Source organism: Pseudoalteromonas sp. A22 (assembly GCF_018141345.1).
Lineage (GTDB): Bacteria > Pseudomonadota > Gammaproteobacteria > Enterobacterales > Alteromonadaceae > Pseudoalteromonas > Pseudoalteromonas maricaloris.
This window is the reverse complement of record NZ_CP047238.1, coordinates 2016548-2036768: the sequence shown is the minus strand read 5'-3', so window position 1 is coordinate 2036768 and position 20221 is coordinate 2016548. Positions and strand designations below refer to the sequence as shown.

The 20221-nt window shown below is 44.2% G+C and carries 12 protein-coding genes; 2 read left to right on the top strand and 10 right to left on the bottom strand.

Annotation, left to right across the window (positions count from 1 at the left end; translation table 11 throughout):
- Positions 1-3: 3 nt before the first annotated feature.
- From GSF04_RS13880 to GSF04_RS13865, 4 genes are all read right to left on the bottom strand, one after another.
- On the bottom strand, positions 4-1020 hold the full coding sequence (locus GSF04_RS13880; protein WP_211859837.1) for an efflux RND transporter periplasmic adaptor subunit: 1017 nt from the start codon (positions 1018-1020) through the stop codon (positions 4-6).
- 218 nt (positions 1021-1238) lie between these two features.
- Entirely contained in the window at positions 1239-2249 is a 1011-nt protein-coding gene (locus GSF04_RS13875) for an L-threonylcarbamoyladenylate synthase (RefSeq protein WP_211859835.1), read from the bottom strand.
- A 107-nt stretch (positions 2250-2356) separates the two neighbouring features.
- Entirely contained in the window at positions 2357-3739 is a 1383-nt protein-coding gene (locus GSF04_RS13870; protein ID WP_211859992.1) for an NAD-dependent succinate-semialdehyde dehydrogenase, read from the bottom strand.
- Positions 3740-4042: 303 nt separating this feature from the next.
- Positions 4043-5026 carry a rhodanese-related sulfurtransferase gene (locus GSF04_RS13865; RefSeq protein WP_095729392.1) on the bottom strand — a complete coding sequence of 328 codons (984 nt, stop codon included), beginning with the start codon at positions 5024-5026 and terminating at the stop codon, positions 4043-4045.
- Positions 5027-5234: 208 nt separating this feature from the next.
- Here GSF04_RS13865 and GSF04_RS13860 point away from each other — a divergent pair, with 208 nt between their 5' ends.
- Both GSF04_RS13860 and GSF04_RS13855 read left to right on the top strand, forming a co-directional pair.
- A complete protein-coding gene (locus tag GSF04_RS13860; protein ID WP_211859834.1) occupies positions 5235-6566 on the top strand; it encodes a DEAD/DEAH box helicase in 1332 nt (443 codons plus the stop codon).
- Positions 6567-6568: 2 nt separating this feature from the next.
- Positions 6569-7399, top strand: coding sequence for a S1-like domain-containing RNA-binding protein (locus GSF04_RS13855; RefSeq protein WP_010379092.1), 831 nt, complete (start codon positions 6569-6571; stop codon positions 7397-7399).
- A 32-nt stretch (positions 7400-7431) separates the two neighbouring features.
- On the opposite strand, the gene GSF04_RS13850 is transcribed toward GSF04_RS13855, so the two are convergent.
- From GSF04_RS13850 to GSF04_RS13825, 6 genes are all read right to left on the bottom strand, one after another.
- On the bottom strand, positions 7432-8313 hold the full coding sequence (locus tag GSF04_RS13850) for a patatin family protein (RefSeq protein ID WP_211859833.1): 882 nt from the start codon (positions 8311-8313) through the stop codon (positions 7432-7434).
- A gap of 161 nt (positions 8314-8474) precedes the next feature.
- Positions 8475-11591, bottom strand: a complete 3117-nt coding sequence (locus GSF04_RS13845; RefSeq protein WP_211859832.1) for an efflux RND transporter permease subunit — start codon at positions 11589-11591, stop codon at positions 8475-8477.
- Positions 11592-11600: 9 nt separating this feature from the next.
- Positions 11601-12641 (bottom strand): efflux RND transporter periplasmic adaptor subunit, encoded by a 1041-nt coding sequence (locus GSF04_RS13840; protein ID WP_211859831.1) that lies wholly within the window; start codon positions 12639-12641, stop codon positions 11601-11603.
- A 278-nt stretch (positions 12642-12919) separates the two neighbouring features.
- Positions 12920-15088, bottom strand: coding sequence for a DUF6359 domain-containing protein (locus GSF04_RS13835; RefSeq protein ID WP_211859830.1), 2169 nt, complete (start codon positions 15086-15088; stop codon positions 12920-12922).
- Between the two features lie 70 nt (positions 15089-15158).
- The gene (locus GSF04_RS13830; RefSeq protein ID WP_010379103.1) at positions 15159-17198 is read right to left on the bottom strand and encodes a bifunctional 2',3'-cyclic-nucleotide 2'-phosphodiesterase/3'-nucleotidase; all 2040 of its coding nucleotides are present in this window, start codon (positions 17196-17198) and stop codon (positions 15159-15161) included.
- A 319-nt stretch (positions 17199-17517) separates the two neighbouring features.
- Positions 17518-20025, bottom strand: a complete 2508-nt coding sequence (locus GSF04_RS13825; protein ID WP_211859829.1) for a DUF5666 domain-containing protein — start codon at positions 20023-20025, stop codon at positions 17518-17520.
- Positions 20026-20221: the final 196 nt, after the last annotated feature.

The following is a 20221-nucleotide window of genomic DNA, read 5'->3' as shown; positions in this document are numbered from 1 at the left end:
GATTTATTCCTTCGCCAGTGCATTCGTCACCGCAATTTCTTGCCCAGGACGAAGACGTTGCACCCCTTCTACAACTAATAACTCTCTTGCTGCCAAATCACCTGATACCAGCAATTTTCCCGGCAAACGCTGTTGGATTTTGACATCAATACGCTTAGCTTTGCCATCTACTTCTTTCCATACATAAGGACCTGTTGCGCCCCAAAGCAGTGCAGCTTCAGGAATAACGGCAAACTCCTCACCTAATACCGTTAGCGATACTCTAAAGCTCATTCCAGGCAAAAAACGGTCATTGCGGTTTTCAAAGATGGCTTTGATTTTTAGTGTGCGGGCTGTTGGGTCTATTCTAGAGTCCATTTGCGCTATCTTTGCGTCGATCCGTGTTGAATTATCATTCCAAGGTGTCAGCAGCACGCTATCGGTCGATTTAAGCATGCCATACGCCGATTCCGGTGCCGCAAATTGAACATACAACTTGTCAAAGTTATCGATACTCGCAATCGCGGTTTGGGTGGTAATGCGATCTCCAACCTCAACGTCGGTGAGTCCCATTACGCCAGAAAAAGGGGCGATCACTTGGCGGTCTTCTAATTCATTCTTAGCTTGGATCAAGGCGACTTTTGCTAAGTCTCTATCCGTTACCGCTTTATCTAATTCATTAATTGGGACGGCACCACGCTTTTGGCTATCAGTTAGGCGGTCGACGGTGCGCTGCGCATCTGCAAGACGAATTTTAGCTTCTTCAAGCGCCGCTTTTTGGCGGCGTGAGTCTAGCTCCAATAGCAAAGTACCCGCTTTAACCTGATCGCCCGGCTTAAAATGTACCGCAGTCACCCTATCACCAATTGCGGGATACAAAATAACCGATTGAATCGCTTCAGCATTACCTACTGCCTGAATTTGCTGGCTACTGCTTTCAAATTGAATAGGCTCTGCAATCACTTGCGAAGGTTTCGCCAAAGCGGCATTGGTTATCAGCATAGTGGCCGTAAAAACCACCAAGCGCGTTACTTTACACATATTAACCTTATAATTTCCATTGTTCTTAGCTATATTTGAGTGTAACAGTTAATCACTCACATCAAGATAAACTATTCGATAACACACAGTATAAGTGCGATAAGATGCAGTATGCCTTGCAGCGTTTTAAAGGCAAGATAAGCCCATGTAAAGTAAGGTAAAGTTATGTAAAGATTGAGGCAGAGTGAGGCGCGATAGGCTACCGCGCCAAATTATGACTATTGTGCGGCCGCACGCATCAGTCTGTCGTTAACATCACGCCACTCGGGCGCCGTTGGTGGTGCTTCCAACAAAATCTCGGTTGCACTTGATTGGTCCAATTGATGTAACCCGTGATAAAGGCCCTGCGCATACTTGGCTTTGTCAGCACCAAGTTTCAGATCCACCAGCTCGTTGTTTGCTGAATTCTCACAGATAATTCGCTCAATTTGCGATGAATAATACAACACACCGGTATTCGCTTCGCACTGGCCGCTTAGGCGAGCAGCTAACTCTTCCGTTGACAACAGGGTAAGCGGTTTGCTTGGTTGATAATGGGCTTTTACGTTACCTGGGACGGCTACGGTGTGTACATCGGGCTCATCCACTTCAATATTGAGCACCGCTTCAAGTGCAGCTTTAGTAATAGGGCCTGCTCGCAAGATCCTCGGTGTTGCTGAAGATATATCGACAATCGTAGACTCAAGTCCCACTTCACAAGGACCGCCGTCTAACACAGCCGCTATTTTGCCGGACAATCCAAACAACACTTGCTCGGCGGTGGTTGGACTAATTTTTTTGTAAGGGTTGGCTGAAGGCGCAGCAAGTCCAGAGTTAATACGCCGCAATAATGCTAGCATTGCAGGATGATTTGGCACACGAATACCCACGGTTGGGTGGCCGCCTGTGACTACATCGCTCACATGTGCTTGCTTTTTGGCAACGATCGTCAGTGGCCCCGGCCAAAACGCATCAGCTAAGGCATCAAAATAGTCTGGCAATGTTTCCACCCACTCAGTGACCAAAGACTTGTCAGCGAGGTGTACGATTAGCGGGTGATCAGCTGGGCGTCCTTTTGCTACAAAGATTTTTTTTACCGCATCGGGTTGCCTTGCATCTGCTGCTAAGCCATAAACGGTTTCTGTAGGAACCGCAACAAGATGACCGTCACGTGCAAGTTCAGCCGCTTGCGCCACTGCGCTTGGATCAGTTGCCAATAAATGTAAGGTTGTTAAGCTCGCTTCGCCCACGTGTCTTTCTCGCTGTAAAAAATGGACGCGAATTATAACCAATTTAAAACGCAAAGAGCCAGTATTACTGGCTCCAGCGTATAAGCAAACGTCAGGATCGGTTTGCGTTATTCAACGCTTGCGACCATTACGGTTTTCACGTTAACAAACTCTTTGATCCCAAAACCACCATGCTCTCTACCATAGCCACTGTCTTTAACACCACCAAACGGCAAGTTTGGTTGCGCCAGCGAATAGCCATTGATGTTCACCATGCCAGTATCAAACTCCTTGATAGCAAGTTCTGTTGCACGTTGAGTGTCTTCAGAAAAAATGCCACCACCTAAACCATAGCGTGAATCATTGGCTACCATCATCGCCTCAGCCTCATCATGCACACGAATTAGCGACGCCACAGGGCCAAATAGTTCATCATCATAAGCCGGCATACCGGGTTTAACGTCTTCCAAAATGGTGACTGGATAATAAAACCCCTGTTGCTTTGGAATTTCTCCACCAAGTGGACAAGTCGCTCCCGCCTTAACGGACGCTTCAACTTGTTGGTGTAATTCATCACGTAAATCTTTACGCGCCATAGGACCTAAGTCGGTGTCTGCTGCGGTTGGGTCTCCCACCTTAAGCTGCTTAAAGCCAGCCACAAAAGCCTCTCTAAATTGATCATAAATCTCATCAACGATAATAAAGCGCTTCGCTGCAACGCAGGTTTCACCGTTGTTGACAATACGACCTTGAATACACGCCGACACCGCTTTGTTAATATCAGCATCTGCCAGCACCACAAAGGCATCGTTACTGCCAAGCTCTAGGACAGTTTTTTTAGAAAGCTCAGCAGCTTGTTTGGCAACTTGTTTACCTACTTTATCGCTTCCGGTAAACGTAACACCGCGAATATATGGATTCTTTATCAACTCGCTGGCTGTCTCACCATCAATTAACAATGATTGATAGCAACCTTTTGGAAAACCGGCCTCTAAATACAACTCTTCAATGTATTTAGCCATGCCAAATACATTTGAGGCATGTTTCATTACCGTGGTATTACCCGCCATCACGTTCGAAACACTGTATCTAATCACCTGATAAAGCGGAAAGTTCCAAGGTTGTATTCCTAAGATCACACCTATTGGTTGATAAGTGATAATGGCGTGTCCCTGCTCAAATACCCGATGCTCATCCTGTAATTCTTTTTCGCCATGCTCAGCGGTATATCGGCAAATTTCAGCACACAAGGAAACTTCCTGTTCACCCTGCTCCGTCACTTTGCCCATTTCCTCGGTCATCAGTGAAACTAACTTGGATTTATTTTGCTCAATTAAGTCCGCAAGCCTGTTTAGCTTTTGTGCTCTTTGCGTAAATGTGGTTTTCTTCCAAAATGAATAACAGTCATTGGCTAAGTCCACCGACTTTTGCGCCTCGTCCAAGCTCATTAACGTATATTCATTAACGGGTTGCTCTGTCGCAGGGTTAATTGTGGTTACCGTATTTGACATCATAAAGCTCCTTCAAAAATTTAACGGCATAAATCAATTTATAGATTTACAGCGATAGCCTTTGAATAAGCAAGGAAGACACCAATCTGAAAATAAATAGTATCCCTTTGATTATTATAAATTAATTTAATTTCAGAATTTGATTTCGAAGAATTTGAAAACAGGAATTAGAAAAGGCTACACACCTAACATGAAAAGTTTGCAGAGCGAAAGGCACTTGCACAAATAGCTGGCAGTGAAAGGTTTAGCAGAGAAAAGGGACCATCCGGTCCCTTTGTTATGTATTCTTAGTACAATGCATCTTTAGCGCTTTTGACGTTGCGCTTCTTTTTGCGCTAGCTTTTCTTCTTTACGCTTACGAATAGCATCCTGTGCTTCATGACCGATATGACCTTCGCCGCGTAGCTTCGCCAGTTCAATTTGCTTTTGACGCTCAGCAAATCGTGCAACTTGCTCTTCTGTTAAGTCTTTGTGGCAGTGGTGACAAGACACCCCTTCCATATATTCTTCAAGTTGTTTCTCTGCTTCCGTGATTGGCATACGACAAGCATGGCATTGATCATAAGATCCTTTGTTTAAATCATGATCGACAGCAACGCGGTTATCAAACACAAAGCACTCGCCTTCCCACATGGTTTCTTCTTTTGGCACGTCTTCTAAGTATTTTAGAATGCCGCCTTCCAAGTGATAAACCTCTTCGAAGCCTTGCTCTTTCATATACGCTGTCGATTTTTCACAGCGGATCCCGCCAGTACAGAACATCGCCACTTTTTTGTGTTTTTCTGGGTTTAAGTTATTTTGCGCCCACTCTGGGAATTCACGGAAAGTCTTGGTTTTAGGATCGATGGCATTTTTGAATGTACCGATCTCGATTTCATAGTCGTTACGCGTATCAACGAGTACAACGTCAGGGTCTGAAATCAATGCATTCCAATCTTGTGGTTTTACGTACGTACCAACCACCTCTTTAGGGTCTATACCTTGTACACCCATAGTCACGATTTCTTTCTTAAGCTTTACTTTAGTGCGGTAGAAAGGGCAAGTTTCATCGAACGACTCTTTATAAACGATGTTATCAAGGCCTGGTTGTTTGTCTAACCATGCAAGTAGCGCATCAATGCCTTCACGTTTACCGGCAACGGTACCATTGATACCTTCTTCTGCAAGTAATAACGTACCGCGAACTTCATTCGCTTCCATCACATCGTGAAGTGGCTGTCTTATCTCTTGGTAGTTAGGTAAAGAGACAAACTTGTACATAGCACAAACAACGTATTGTTCTGACATTGTATTTTCCTAGATTTAAGCTTTGATTAGCTTACACATTAAGTATGACGATGTGTAAAGCACGAAAACCGAGTCGCAAACCCGGCGCTGAGGCGCGTATTTTACGGATTTTTGATTAAAATGCAAAAAACACAAATTCTATATCCGATAGCGTCTATGCTTTGGTATAATCTCGTGTTTTTAAAATTCAAGACTTGGAGAAATTGACTTGAGATTCACTGAACTTGGGATAGATACGCGCCTAGAACAACAACTGGCTCACCAAGGGATCACGGAACCGACCGAGATCCAAGCGCATGCCATCCCAACGGCTCTAGCTGGCCACGATGTTTTTGCGCAGTCTAAAACAGGCTCTGGCAAAACCCTAGCCTTCTTGCTGCCTGCCGTACAGCGTGTAATGAAACAAAAAGCGCTAAGCAAACGCGATCCTCGCGTTGTTATCGTAGCCCCAACTCGTGAACTCGCGACTCAAGTGTTCTCTGAGTGTCGTGCACTGTGTGCTGGCACTAATATTCAAGTCTGTAAGATTTTGGGTGGTGAAAACTACAATGATCAGGTAAAAGCGCTACGCCGCGACCCACATTTTGTGGTGGGTACTCCTGGTCGTATTGCCGATCACGTTGAAAATCGCTCATTATTTTTAGGTGGTCTTGAGCTGCTTATTTTTGATGAAGCAGATCGTATGTTTGACCTTGGCTTTGAAAAACAGTTAGACGTCATTAATGACTCTGCAGATCACCGCCAAAGACAAACGCTGCTATTTTCAGCTACGCTAGATCATACACAAGTAGAAGCTTCGTCACGTCAATTACTTAAATCGCCAAAGCGCATTATGTTGAGCAATGCCCATCAGCAGCATGAAGACATTAAGCAAGCGCTCTATTTTGCCGATCATTTAGATCATAAAGAAGCACTGCTTAAACACTTCATCACACAGGATGACGTAGGACAGTGCATTATCTTTACCGCAACCCGTGGCGACACAGACAGATTAAGCAAACTGCTAAATGAGATGTCGATTAAAGCGGTATCGTTGTCGGGCGATATGCCACAAAGTAAGCGGTTAGACATCATGGAAAGCTTCAGCCGTGGGATCTATAAAGTGCTGGTTACCACAGACGTTGCCTCTCGTGGTCTCGATTTGCTCTCTGTTACTCATGTTATGAATTTTGACTTGCCTAAGCAGGCAGAAGAATATGTCCACCGTATCGGTCGTACAGGGCGTGCTGGGTTTAAAGGCACTGCTGTTTCATTTGTTGGTCCTAAAGATTGGGATAGCTATGTGGCAATCAAAAACTATCTTGATGAGCCACTACGTTTTGAAGAAGTCCCCGGTCTTGTTGGTAAATTCAAAGGACTTAAGCAAAAACCGCAGCAGAGTAAAAATCGCTCTGCAGAGTCTGCGCCAAAGCAAACAAATAAACCTAAGAAAAAGCCTGTGAAAAAGTCACAACCGAGAAAAGTGGTCCCGCCACCAATTGATATTGACGGTACTATGCCGATGCGTCGCAAACCAAAACCACAAACTGACGAGGAATAATCATGTTAGGTCAAATCAAAATGTTAACCATTGAAGAGCTTACCGCGGAAGGCGCTTATTTAAACGGTGGTGAGCTTGGCGATGTGTTTCTTCCTCGAGCAGAAGTGCCAAAGCACACCGAAGAAGGTGACTCTGTTGAAGTATTTATCTATTTAGATAACTTGGGACACGCAACGGCAACAACCAAAAAGCCACTTGCACAAGTCGGTGAGTTTGCCCTGCTTCGCGTAAAAGAGATCAATAAAGTTGGTGCTTTTATGGATTTGGGTATTGAAAAAGACGTGTTAGCGCCTTTCAATGAACAAAAACCGAAAATGCGCGACGGCTATAGCTATTTGGTTAGGCTTTACCTAGACAACGCCAGTAAGCGTATTTGTGCGTCTAGTGCGCTGGGTAAGTTTTTAAGTAAATCAAAAGCCGAGTACGAAAAATTCGAAGAAGTAGACCTAATCGTCGCAGCAAAAACCGATCTTGGCTATAAAGTGATCGTCAATGAAAAACACTTTGGATTGGTCTTTTTCAATGATGTATTTAAGCGCATGTATATTGGTCAGCGCATGAAGGGCTTTGTAAAAGCGGTTCATGACGAAGATAAGATTGATATCGTGTTAGAAAAGCCAGGTATAGGTAAGGTTAAAGACCTTGCGGAAATCATTTATAGCAAGCTCGAAGAAAGTGGCGGCTATTTACCGCTAGGCGATAAGTCAGATCCTGACGCCATCAAGCGTACTTTCTCTACCTCTAAAGCTAACTTTAAAAAAGCCATCGGTGGTTTATTTAAAGATGGCCGAATTGATATCGAAGCGACTTCTATTTCAATTCGCAAGTCTTAAGCACAAGCAAGTCTCAACCTGAGGCTTGCTTGTTACATTACACTGACTTCAAGCATATCACGCCATTTATCTACCGCTTTTAATCCCAGCTCAAACCCCAATTTATAATCAGACTTTAAGGTCTCAGGGCTTGAGCCTAAAATCATAGATTCTAGTGGTCTATTGGGCGCTATTTGAATGACGTTAACATCTTCTGGTGGTGAATTCATAAAGTTCACCGCATCGGCATAGCGACTTTGATAGTGATGATACATTTCTAACATTCGAGGAGATTGATTAACGCGCCGCATGATTGGCTTTAAGCGCTCAAGCACTGGCATTTTGCCATCGTCATGTGCCTCAATGGTTCTGATCACCCAAATCGTCTTTGCCCCTTGACTGTGTGCCCAGCGCACGGGTAAAGGATCGGCCACGCCGCCATCCATCATTCCGTGACCCGCAACTTTAACGCCTGGACGATATAAAAAAGGGATCGCACTAGAAGCCTTTAAATGGGTAAACATGTTATCGTGCCACGTATGCAAATAATGTGGCTCAAGCGAGTCTAAGTGACTTGCAACCGCATAAAAGTTACTTTCCGGCGTGAGGTGGTTAGGCTCAGTTGGAAACCGTACTTTGCCGCTGTGCTCTACTTGTTGAAAATACCAATCCAAGTCAATGACATTACCACCGGTAAAAAATCGCGCGGGACGGAAAAACTGCTGCTCCGTTGTAAGTGATTCGATAGCAGTTTGCGCATATTGACTGGCGCGAGCGCAATAAGCTGCGAGGTTTTGTGCGCCCGCTGAGACACCCACTTTTAAATCAAAAGGCGTAAATTTTTTCTCAAGAAAAGCATCAAGCACGCCCGCTGTAAAAATGCCTTTTTGACCTCCGCCCTCAGCGATAATCGCAGAGCGTATGTTAGATGTCATGTTGTGCTCTTTTTATTATATAAACCTGTACGCATCTTATTTTACTGTGGGCAAAAACCGTTAAATTCAAGCTTTCATAACACTTAACAATAAAAATGCCCTGCTGAACGGAAAAGTTCAAGCAAGGCATTCGTAATATACACAGCGTGATTAATATATGGTTAGAGTTTGCTTACGGAACTCTCTACCGGCCGTTTTAAAAAGCTGACTAATAGCGCGGGTAAAATGGTGAGTGTGACGATAGTTGCCATAGCAATACCACAAAGCACTATCATGCCAACGCCTCGATAAAGCTCAGATCCTTCTCCTGGAATAAACACCAATGGCGCAAGACCGCATAGGGTTGTCATCGTTGACATCACAATCGGTTTTAATCGCGTTTGTAGTGCTGAGATCACCGCCTCGTAAACACTCATCGCGGTACTCTCAAGGTTTCTTCGGCTTTGATCGACAATCAGAATAGGGTTATTAACCACAGTCCCTAACAAGATTAAAAAGCCAAGCATGGTTATCATGTCAAAAGGCTGGTGGAAAGTGCCTGTTATGCTACCAATGCCATTAATAGCAATTAGTCCAAGTAAGCCTCCAGCCATGCCAAGCGGCACTGTTGCCATAATAAATAGCGGATAGCCCCAATGCTTGAAGATTGCGACAAGTAATAAGTAACACAGCGCTAATGCAACGATAAAATTACTGCCCAGCGCTTCTTTGGTTTTGTCTAGTTGATCGGCAGCACCACCGATACTCACATTGACACCAGGAAGCAGATCGCCCTGCCGCTGAAGCTGCGGTAATAATTCCGTTCTTACTAATTCCTGCGCTTCCTCTAGCGCAACATTTCTTGGTGGAATAATATATACAGTCACGGTTCTACGACCATCAACTCGACGCAAACTATCACTGTCTGCTTTTTCTCGTAGATCGGCCAAAGCGCTCAGCGGGATCAGCCCAGCTTTGGTCACAACCGGAGATTGCGCTAATTGCGAAAGACTTTGCTGATTACCCGACTCAGAAAATAAAAAGACGTCTACTTTATCATCGTCTAAGATCAACTCGTCAACATAGGCGCCGTCACTCAAGGCTGCGACCGTATAGCCGAGTTCGTCGGCACTCATACCCACTTCAGCCAACCGTTGCCACCTTGGTTGGATTTCTATTAGCGGTTGGTCGAGTGTCAGAGAAGATGGTGCAGAATCCACTTGTGGATTATCAAAGACTTCCCCCGCTAACCGATACACTGCATCTGCTGCCCGATAGAGCGCCGTTTGATCTGTACCGCTGATATCCAAAGCCACCGCTCTTGAACCGCCATCATTACTTGAGATAATCGAGCCTCGTGAAGAAAATGCGCGCATTCCTGGGTAGCTTCTAAACTTGGTCGTGATTGCCTCCATCATTTCATCGATGTATTCACGGTTGTATGGTTCACTTAATAGCCAAATGCTACCAACACCAACAGACATCGAATAATACTTTAAAGGTGGCAACGACGTGTTACCCGATACAAAATCGCTGTCATCGTTTTCCAAATGCTTGTTTAAATAAGGAAGTAGTTCATCACCAATTTTTTGCATATGGCTGAGGTTATAGCCCGGAGGCGCTATCATCATAGAGAACGCTTTTGGCTCCTCTCCCTCCGGCAAATATTCGGCTTTAGGCATAAATAACCACGCCCCACCGAGTAACAACACACTACCGAATACAATACACACTATGCGAGCACGTGGACTTGATAACATCGCCGGAATAAACGTTGGCAGTTTAGGCGTAGACAACATGCCACTGGAGATCTCCTTACAGGCAAAATTTGCATTAGCAGCAGGCACCACAAACAAGGCCACCAACATAGAAGCGATGATTGCAGCAGAAATCGCAATTGCGACGTCGGAATAAAGCTGCCCGGCTTCTTGCTGAATAAACAAAATAGGTGCGAATACCAACACTGTGGTCAGGGTTGAAGCAAGCACCGCAGGCCATACCTCTTGAACACCGGTAATGGCTGCTTGAAGTTTGTCGAGACCTCGGCGTCTGGCTTGCTCTATGTTTTCAAGTACAACAATGGTGTTATCAACCGTCATGCCAATGGCGAATGCAACGCCGGCGAGGGAAATCACGTTGATCGTTCTGTCAAATAGCAACAGACCCAAAAATGCCGCGATGGTACAAATTGGAATGCCCATCACACCAATAAAGGTCGAGCGTGGGCTCTTTAAAAACCAAAACATCACCAGAGTCGCAAGCACCGCACCCAGCGCTAAATTCGTCCAAACATTTTCAACAGATCCTTTAACGTAACGAACATCATCGCTCAATAGCGTCAGTTGTAGTCCATTACTTGCGAGCATGTCACGGTTGATGCGAGCCACTACCTCCATCATTTCTTCTTTAATCGCCATCACGTTAGAACCGCTTTCCCGTCTCACCGAGAGCATTAAGGCTCGCTCGCCATTGTTATAGGCAATGTCGCGCACTTCATAATGATCAAGCTTTACCTGAGCGATGTCTTTGAGCTTAATTGTGGTGCCCTCACGGTGACTGACTACCAGCTCTTCTAGCGCTTTAGCTGACTCAAAGCGGCCGACCATACGCAGTAAATAACGGCGTTTCCCACTGTCTATATCGCCAGCAGAGGCATCTTGGTTACGACTGCGTATTGCATTTCTAACGTCAACTAAGCTAATTCCACGGCTCGCCAATTGTTCTTGATCTACCAAAATTTGTACTTGATAGAGTGCACCACCACGCACACCAACCTGAGATACTCCACTGACTCTTTCCATTTCTGGACGAATAAAGTCTTCGGCATAATCGCGAAGCATATCAATATCAAGATTGAGTGGATTTCCCGGTTGCGGCTTTAGATTAAAAAACATAAAGGCATTGCTCGAAAACGCGCTGCTATATAACACTGGCTGGTCAACGTTTTCAGGATAATTTGGTACTTGAGATAACGCGTTGCTCACGTTTATGAGCGCTTCGTTGACGTCGACACCAAATGGAAACTCAAGCTCTATCTCTGCCTCACCAGTATTGGCATAACTTGACATGCGAGTTAGATTCGCAAGTGAACGAAGATACCTTTCTTGCTCTATAAGTATTTCTTTTTCAACATCTTGTGGCGTGGCACCGGGCCAATTGGTCACCACAGTGATGGTTCTTACTTCAAGATCTGGGATCATTTGCACCGGAATTTTAAACGCGGCAACAATACCCAATATCGAACAGATCAATACCGTTACTGCAACTAAAATGGCGTGATTTACACTGGCTCTTAACATCACCCGCTCCTATAAACCCGGTACAATGTTTAATGCTTGGCCTTCTTGCAATAACTCATTGCCTTCAACCACCACTTGTTGCCCTAACTCTAAGCCAGATAAAACTTCAATATGACCATTAATTCGCTCACCAATTTGAACGTTTAACCGCTTTGCTTGACCGTCAACGGCCACAAAGACACTGAACCCACCGTCGGGATGACGCAAAATCGCATCGCTAGGAATAATCACACTGTGGTCTTGTGCTCGAATTAGCGGCAGTTTTGCCGTAGCCGATGCGCCGACACGCAACTGCGCATCTTTTGGAATTGCCAATCTTAATAGAAACGAGCGACTGGTTTTGTCAACTACCGGAAGTTTTGCCAATACATGAGCTTGATGCAGCACGCTTGGCGCGCTTGCGACACTAAAATTAACGACACGGCCAAGGTTAATAAGCTGAAAGTATTCTTGTGGCACTTGCAAATCGAGCCACAAAACATCACTACTCACTAATTCAAACACCGTTTGTCCACGCGTCACCCACTCACCTAAATTAACCGTGCGCCTTGCTATCACCCCCGTAAAAGGCGCTTTTAATTGATGGCGGTTAACGAGCTCTCGCTGATAAGCCATCTTAGCTTGTGCTTCTAAAAGAGTGGCTTCTGATGCTTGTAACTTAGCCTCTCTGTCAGCAAGCTCAGTTTGCGCAAATAATTTTTGCTGCGACAGAGACTGTGCTTCTTTTACCAACCTTATCGCATTGTTGCGATCGACCTTGGCGCGCTCAAGTGCAGCTTCTACACTTTTCAGCTCAGCTTTTACTAAAGCGGCATCGAGACTCAGCAGTACAGCATTTGCTTCAACAATATCTCCGGCTTCAGCTGAAATCTTAGTTATTACACCATCGGTTAAACTTGACACTTGTGCGTGTTGTGCTGCACTAATTGAGCCCGTTAAAGACAGTGTTCGTTCAAGCTGTTGTTGCTTTACATCAGTGACCACAACGTTGACCGCTGCAGCATAAAGATTAAAGGATAAAAGAGAGAGTATTAAGCAAACGCATTTCATGTAGTTTGTTCCAAAGTTAAAAACACTATTCCTTTCAGTAAACACTAAGCAATAGCACCTACTGATCTCGACTAAGCATTGCAGCTGGCGAGTTTATGTCACTATAACGCCGACACACTAACACAAATAAAAATCATTACCATCCAAACTAGGTAAATGACCTCAAAAGTGTAGTTTGTGAAATAATGAATGAACAAAGAATATACAGGAATAACGCTTGGAATAAAGTAGACATAAACGTTGCTATGCCTACTTTAAGGAGGGTCAATTACACTGATTTAATTTAACAATACAAGTGAAGTAACATTACGAACACCGGGATGACTCATATAGTCATTTTTAATCCCTTCAACTCTCAGTGATTTACCAATCAAACTCGGGTTAAGCTTGGGACTAAATGCATCGCGCTGAGCTGCTTCCAACTTAATATATAGCTTGTTGCCAGCAACTGTTGGGTCGCTTAATTCAAGCGCATAGATATCGTTTACAGCAGCTGTGATTTTGCCACTGACTACCACTGCTGAGCCATTATTTAGCGCTAATACGTCAGCAACACTCATATCACTAGATGGCTCTGTCGTTGTACCAACGGTTTGTATCTCACTTACTTCTCGTATCCCCGGTGCACTCATATACGATGAGCGAACACCTTTGATAACTAAAGTAGAATCAAGAATGGATGGATTAAGCTGCGGACTAAATGCAGCACGCTGGTGACTTTCAAGTTTAACATTTATCGTATGAGTTGGATTTTGGCTGTCCTCAAGTACTAAAGCATAGATATCATTAAGTGCAGATTTGACACGCCCAACAAGCTCGATTTCATTGCCCTCGGCGGTTGCAAGCGCCTGCTCAACCGACAATGCCACTGGTGCAATCTGAATATCGCTTACATAACGAATACCAGCCTCACCCATATAGCTGTCTCGAGTACCAGTCACTATGACTGATTGACCAAGGATCTCAGGATTGAGTTGCGGGTTAAAGTCACTGCGTTGAGCAGATTCAAGCTTTACGTTGATACTTAACGATGCGTTGGCAGTATCTGTGAGTAATAGGCCATAGATACCGTTTACTTCGGCTGTCACTTTACCTAACACCGCAAATTTAGACCCAGCTGAAGCAGCAAGTGCCTGTGCTACAGAAATCGCGCCATCAGGAGTTGGCTCTGGATCGGGATTAGGATCTGGGTTGGTTTGCCCTGAACCATAAGGCGCATTGAAAGAGCTATTTTTATAGCTATCTGTATTCCATGCATCAAAACCCGATGCAGGCGTCCCCCATGGCTGACCATTGTTTGGATCAGACATTTCTTGCGGCGCCATTGGCACTGGTGTTACTTCACCGCTTGCATGACCGTTAGTACCATCAAAGTACTGATACGACTCAGGCGTTGCTAGCCAATTGATGATGTTGACCGAAAGTACAGCCGCATTACCACTGTCTGTCCAGCCAGGGTACGTCTTTTTACTATTGCCATTATCCTGACGCTTGTACTTAGGCGTAGCGTCTTCAATTGGGGAAGAATCACCAATAAATGCGGCTTTGCCTAACCCAGCTTTTGAGATAGCAACATACGGGCCTTCATTTCTACCACCAAAGTAAAGTCCATCATCTTTAGCATGACGCCATTTAGCCGGTGTATCTGAAGGTGAAAAATAAACCAAGCCCTTCGCTTTTTGTTCATCTACAATCGCAAGTGTCGCGCCTGCGGCCATCAATACAGGAGTAACTCCAAGTGTGATCCCTTCTGTTTTGCTCGCAGACTCAATACCACTTACGCCTTGCTTGTAGTCAGCGGCATTAAAGCGAAAGCGGATCCCAAAGTTTTCTGCAAGCCATCCCATGTCTGCTGATTTTGGATTACGCCAGTCACCGTACTCACCACCTAGATTATACTTGGCCAGATCTGAGCGGTTGTAGCCGTTAAAGACTTCAGTGGCATCCCACGTATTTAGATTACGATCCGCGTCATAATGATCTGCAATAAAAAATATCCCTTTTCCATCCGCAACAAACTGCAATAACGCCGCTTGCTCTGATTGAGTGAAAGGACGGTTAGTTTCTGCCAATACAAAGACATCTGCATCTTTAATCGCATCGTAGCTGATAACCGCTTCATTTTGATTGCTTTGAGAGGTACGGTCGTCAAAGAATCTAATCTTGCCGTCATTGTTTAAATCAACACCACGATATTCTTTTACGGTATACCCTTCATTAACTAATGCATCCGCAAAGTCTGAAAACGCACCATCAATAACCCAATCGGCATTTCCTTCAACGCCACCGTGTGACACATCAAATAATACTGTCTTACCATTGTTGTTTGTGCTTGGTGTTTTGACTGGAATGTGGTTATTCCAGTCATACGGCTGCGCTGCAAATACAGAGGTGGATATAGCTGCAGCCAAAACTACGCTGCAAAGCTTGAAGTTTACTTGTTTCATTCGTCAAATCCCGTTGAAAATTATAAAAAGAAGCAATAAAAAAGCCGCCAAAATATGGCGGCGTAGTGTATTAGTTCAGCGGTTGTGTTAAATCCAGCTGATAAAGTGCAAAACCTCTTTCGTCGGTTTTGCCGGTAGGTAGAATATGATTAAATTGCTGACTGTAAGTTTCAGCATCCGCACTGGTTGAGCTAAAGAATTCAATATTGGCGCCAACCACAGGTGCAAATGACCAATTCATATCGGCGGACGGATCAAGTCCTGCAGCACCATTTTGGTCGCTAACAAAAGTAATATAGTCAGCAACGACCTGACGGTTCTCATTTGGCGAGTCGACAACGATTTTATCTCCCTTAATATTTGGGAAATTACCGCCACCAGATGCACGATAGTTATTCGTTGCAACCAAGAATACTTGGTCGTCCTTCACCAACTCACCTTGATACTTCAATGCCTTAATGCGGTTACCGTTTGACACCTTTTCACCGTTTGCCGCGTAGCGTGCAGGCTCAGTGACATCAATTTGATACGTCACACCATCTAGTACATCATAGTTATATGAAGGAAAGTCTGGATTGATCAGCGCTTGAACGCCTTCAGTATTTGGTGTGATTTGATTGAACTGTCCTGCAGACATTTCAAGCCATTCGCGCACTTCGCTGCCCTTGAGCTTCAACACCTTAAGTACGTTCGGGTAAATGTACATATCCGCAACGTTACGATAGGCGATATCACCTGCAGGTATTGCGGTAAAGTCATCTGGGCCGCCACGCCCTGCTCTGAAAGGCGCACCCGCAGACAGTATAGGTAATCCATCAAGCTCAGTACCTTGCACGATTTTTGCTGTATACCATGCTTGTGCGTCAGTCACGATTTGGATTGAGGGGTCGTCATTCACTAACGCAAAATAGCTGTTCACTGTGTTGGTAATTTTAGCAAAAGGCTCATTCACCCATGCACGAGTTTCAGCATGCTCACGATGTACCGCAGCTTCAATTGCCGCATCGCTTTCTACCAACGATACCGTATTACGATTTTCATCCGTTTCATAGATAGCTTTCAGCGTCGACTGTGAGTCAACCACCACCCATTTACCTGATTTAAATTGGATATCTAGGTCAATTACACCAAGATGATTGCCCCAAAAACCAGGCATTACAGCCGCAACGCCATTGATTGTGCCTTTATCATTATCAACACCATGTGCCGCTAAGTCTGCATAGCCCGAACCTGGGAAGTTTGCATGCGCGTGACCAAACATAATGGCGTCTATATCATCCACCTTGGACAAAGCATAAGATGCATTTTCAGCCATTGGCTTATCGGCAGATACATCAAGACCTGAGTGCGGAATAGCAACGACAATATCCGCGCCTTCAGCTTTCATCTTAGGTACGTAGTGTTTTGCCATTTTTACGATGTCCTTGGCGATCACTTTGCCTTCAAGATTGGCCTTATCCCATTGCATGATTTGCGGTGGAACAAACCCGATAAAGCCGACTTTAATCACCTGAAGCTTGTCATTCTCGTCAAAGAATTGCTTTTCTTGAATTAGGTAAGGCTTAAATAACGGCACATCATTTGTTTCATCTTCGTCGCCATCAACCTTAAACACGTTTGCACTAATATAGGGAAAGTTCGCATCGTCGATTGCTTCATCTAAAAACGCTAAGCCAAAGTTAAATTCATGATTACCAATATTTGCGACATCGTACTCTAGTGTGTTCATGGCCTTATAAACAGGATGAACTTCTCCCTCTTTGAGGTTTTTGATTTTCGCCATATAGTCGCCAAGCGGACTACCTTGGATCAAGTCGCCATTATCTACCAACATGGAATTTTTAACTTGGCTTCTCGCTTGATGGATTAACGCCGCGGTTTTCACGAGACCCACTTTGTCATCTTGCTTGTCTGAAAAGTAATTGTAGTTCAATACATTTGCATGCAAATCTGTGGTTTCTAGTAAACGCAAAGATACCGCAGTGCCTTCTTTTGGAATATCAGGTCCTTTCGGCACGTTTATATCAACATCGTTATCTGAATCTGAGCAACCAGTAATAATGCTTGTGGCACCGCACAGTAGTGCGATTGGAAGTAGTTTTGTTTTCATAAGTCCTTTCTTTACTTTGTTTGCATACCCGTGCGCATGCTTTTAGTTATTTCAGTAATACCAATTCACGTCTCTTCTTATTCCACTTCATAGAAGCTGAACCAAGAAGCACAGCGAGTCAGGATAAACCGTTGCGTTTTGCGTGGCGGGTGTCACTATACGAGGGAAAAAAGTCAAGAAAGCTAAGCTTTTATGGCAGTTAAGTGCTAGAAATATGACGGTACTAAGTCAGGCGAAGTGAATTAACTTTAAAGTGATAAATATACAAAAAAGCCTCCATATTGGAGGCTTTAATTGCTTGCTTAACATTTAGTAATACTTAGTCTTCGAACTCTACTTTTTCTGCTTGAATATAAGTTTCACCATCCTCGGTTACTAAATAGCCCTCCACTTCAACGTTTTTACCCGTTGCAATATCAGACTGTTCACCATCTTCAAACTGAGTTTGCTCAGACACTTCAATTTTTTGGCCAAGTACATAAAACATGGTTGCTGAATCAACTTGCGTGATTGACCCCTCAACTTCTACGTACTTTATTGCTTGAAACTTCAGCTCTTTAGCAACCACTGTCACGCCATCTATGGTGTATCCTTCGACTTCCACTTCTAAACCATTATCTAGTTTTTCAAAATTACCATGCTTAAACTCTGTGTTTGCGGTAACTTGAACACGCTGCGCACCGAGATTGAACTGATAATCAAACGGAGAGTCCTTAACTAAGTCTTCGATAACCCCCGCAATCTCTACTTCTTCGGCATCGTCATCATCAAATTCAACTTTCTTAGCCAATAGTACGTTATCTTGGGTTAACACCCCTTCGACTTCAACAGAGACGCCATTAGCTAAGTTTTCACTGCTTCCATCTTTAAACTCAGTATTGTTATCCGTGGTAATTGAAATGCCATTCACCATAAACTCAGACGCTGAGACGAAGTTGGTGACGTCACCTTCAACTTCAAGCTCAATGCCGTCTTCAGATTCGATTTCAATTTTAAGCGCAAAAACTGAGCCGTCGGCACGCTGAATCGCTTTGACTTCAACGAAGTCGTCATTAACAAATATGCCGTTTTTAAACTCGGTGTTTTCATCAAAAAACACGGTTTTACCATTGAGGCTAAAAGTTGCATCGACAGGGTTAAAGTCCGAAACTTTACCTGTTAATTCAAAAGTTCGGTCATCAAAGTCGTCATCTTTGTCGTCAACCTCAACTTTCGTGGCGATAAGTGCACCACCTTGGATCACATAGTCAACTTCCGCGATATCACCTGCTGCCACTTGTTCAAAAAATACCGTTAGATCAACATCACTCTCAAGCTCAAGTTCGGTTGCTCCATTGATAGCAAAGACCAGTTTACCAACAGTGATTGTCTGCTCAGCTGCATTCACAGCAGTAACTTTTCCTTCAACTTCATGCTCTTGCTGATCATTAAAATCACTCGCAGAGATGCGCTCTAAGTCTCTCACGACATAAGCACCTTCAAAGCCAAAAGCTTCAATTTCAACGACATCGCCAATATTAAGCTTCTCGAGTTTTAACTCTTTGTCCTCAGCATCTGACTCATCTTCAAATTGGGTATAGTTATCTACAAAATAACTGCTTCCAAATACCGTTAGTGTTTGTGCTTCAAGATCAATTGCGTCAATGACACCGGTTAATTCGATTTCAGAGTGCTTATCAAAGCGTACTTTTTTGGCGATTAAACCTTCTTCAGTTGCAACTGCAAGCACAAATACACGCATACCGACTTGTAAGTCGTCATCGTCGCCTTTCTTATAGTCAGTCTCATCGCTCAATGTAAAAGTATGGCCGCCAATTGCAAAAGCATCGTCACTGACTTGCGTTACTATTCCTTCGAATTTAGCCACCGCTCCCGAAGGCGCTGAATTGGCGCTTTCAACCTCGACGCTATCCGCAAGTAAAACGCCTTCTACAGGTAAGTTTGATGCTTCTACTTCTACTATTGCATCATTTTCTATTGTGCCTTCAACCGCTGTTGCTTGACTGTAGTCAACAATAAGCGCCCCTAATTTAAATGTCTTGGCATCAAGGTTTAGTTCAGAAACCTTGCCTTCAACCTCAAACTCGCCATTTTGTTCTTCAACATCAATACGGGTAGCGATGTATTGACCCTGCCCTTGATGCAGCGCACTGATCTCAACAAAGTCTCCCATATTTAACTCAGTAAATGCGATAGTGAGCTTTGTGCGCTTATCGACACCAAATTCTTGACCTAAAACGGTAATTGTTTGATTTGCATAGTCTACTGCGGTCACTACACCTTTAGCGGTTGCATCGTAGGTAATAGAATCTGCAACCGCAAAGCCACCATCTGCTCCTTGTTTACCTTGTAAATTAACCTGCATACCGACTTTAAGGTTTGCTTGTTGCTCCGGTGTCGTTTCATAGCGCACACCGTTCACATACACACTGCCAAATCCCGTTACCGTTCCCTCTGCATTGACTGATGTCCGGTAAGTGATGGTGATTGTTTCTTCTTCATTGCTGCTTAAATCAACGGTGATTGATTCTTCATTTGGTTGATACAGTGCCTGATTTACAGAACGAGAGGTAGCGGTTAGCTTATATTCACCCGTAGCAAGCGCATTGAGTGTAGTGGTGGTAGAAATATCTTCGCTATAGCTTGAAGGACCTGTTAGCGTTAGGTCTGCCTCGGAACCTGCGGGTAAGCCCTGTACAATGACTTTTATTGAACCTTTGGCTCCGGTGTTATCGCCAGGTTGTGGATCGTCATCACTACCGCCCCCACATGCGACCAGAAGGCTACTTGATGCCAATAATGATGGTAATAACCATTTTCTATCCATTACATAATCTCCTAAATTTTTGGCTCATTTAGTACATGCAGCTGCTTTGCCACAAAAACTTAACATGCACTCTAGACGGCCAAAAATGAATACCCGCTTTATTACTGGTACCTTGGTATCCACCTAATTGAAGACTGATATTAAATTGGTTTGCTTGTTGAAATAGCTATCATACTGAGACCCGCGTATCTACAGA

What these genes read in the sequence shown, in the direction of transcription:
- GSF04_RS13880 (WP_211859837.1), bottom strand. Translation starts at nt 1,020, where the DNA reads ATGTGTAAAGTAACGCGCTTGGTGGTTTTTACGGCCACTATGCTGATA.
- GSF04_RS13870 (WP_211859992.1), bottom strand. Translation starts at nt 3,739, where the DNA reads ATGTCAAATACGGTAACCACAATTAACCCTGCGACAGAGCAACCCGTT.
- GSF04_RS13865 (WP_095729392.1), bottom strand. Translation starts at nt 5,026, where the DNA reads ATGTCAGAACAATACGTTGTTTGTGCTATGTACAAGTTTGTCTCTTTA.
- GSF04_RS13855 (WP_010379092.1), top strand. Translation starts at nt 6,569, where the DNA reads ATGTTAGGTCAAATCAAAATGTTAACCATTGAAGAGCTTACCGCGGAA.
- GSF04_RS13850 (WP_211859833.1), bottom strand. Translation starts at nt 8,313, where the DNA reads ATGACATCTAACATACGCTCTGCGATTATCGCTGAGGGCGGAGGTCAA.
- GSF04_RS13845 (WP_211859832.1), bottom strand. Translation starts at nt 11,591, where the DNA reads ATGTTAAGAGCCAGTGTAAATCACGCCATTTTAGTTGCAGTAACGGTA.
- GSF04_RS13840 (WP_211859831.1), bottom strand. Translation starts at nt 12,641, where the DNA reads ATGAAATGCGTTTGCTTAATACTCTCTCTTTTATCCTTTAATCTTTAT.
- GSF04_RS13835 (WP_211859830.1), bottom strand. Translation starts at nt 15,088, where the DNA reads ATGAAACAAGTAAACTTCAAGCTTTGCAGCGTAGTTTTGGCTGCAGCT.
- GSF04_RS13830 (WP_010379103.1), bottom strand. Translation starts at nt 17,198, where the DNA reads ATGAAAACAAAACTACTTCCAATCGCACTACTGTGCGGTGCCACAAGC.
- GSF04_RS13825 (WP_211859829.1), bottom strand. Translation starts at nt 20,025, where the DNA reads ATGGATAGAAAATGGTTATTACCATCATTATTGGCATCAAGTAGCCTT.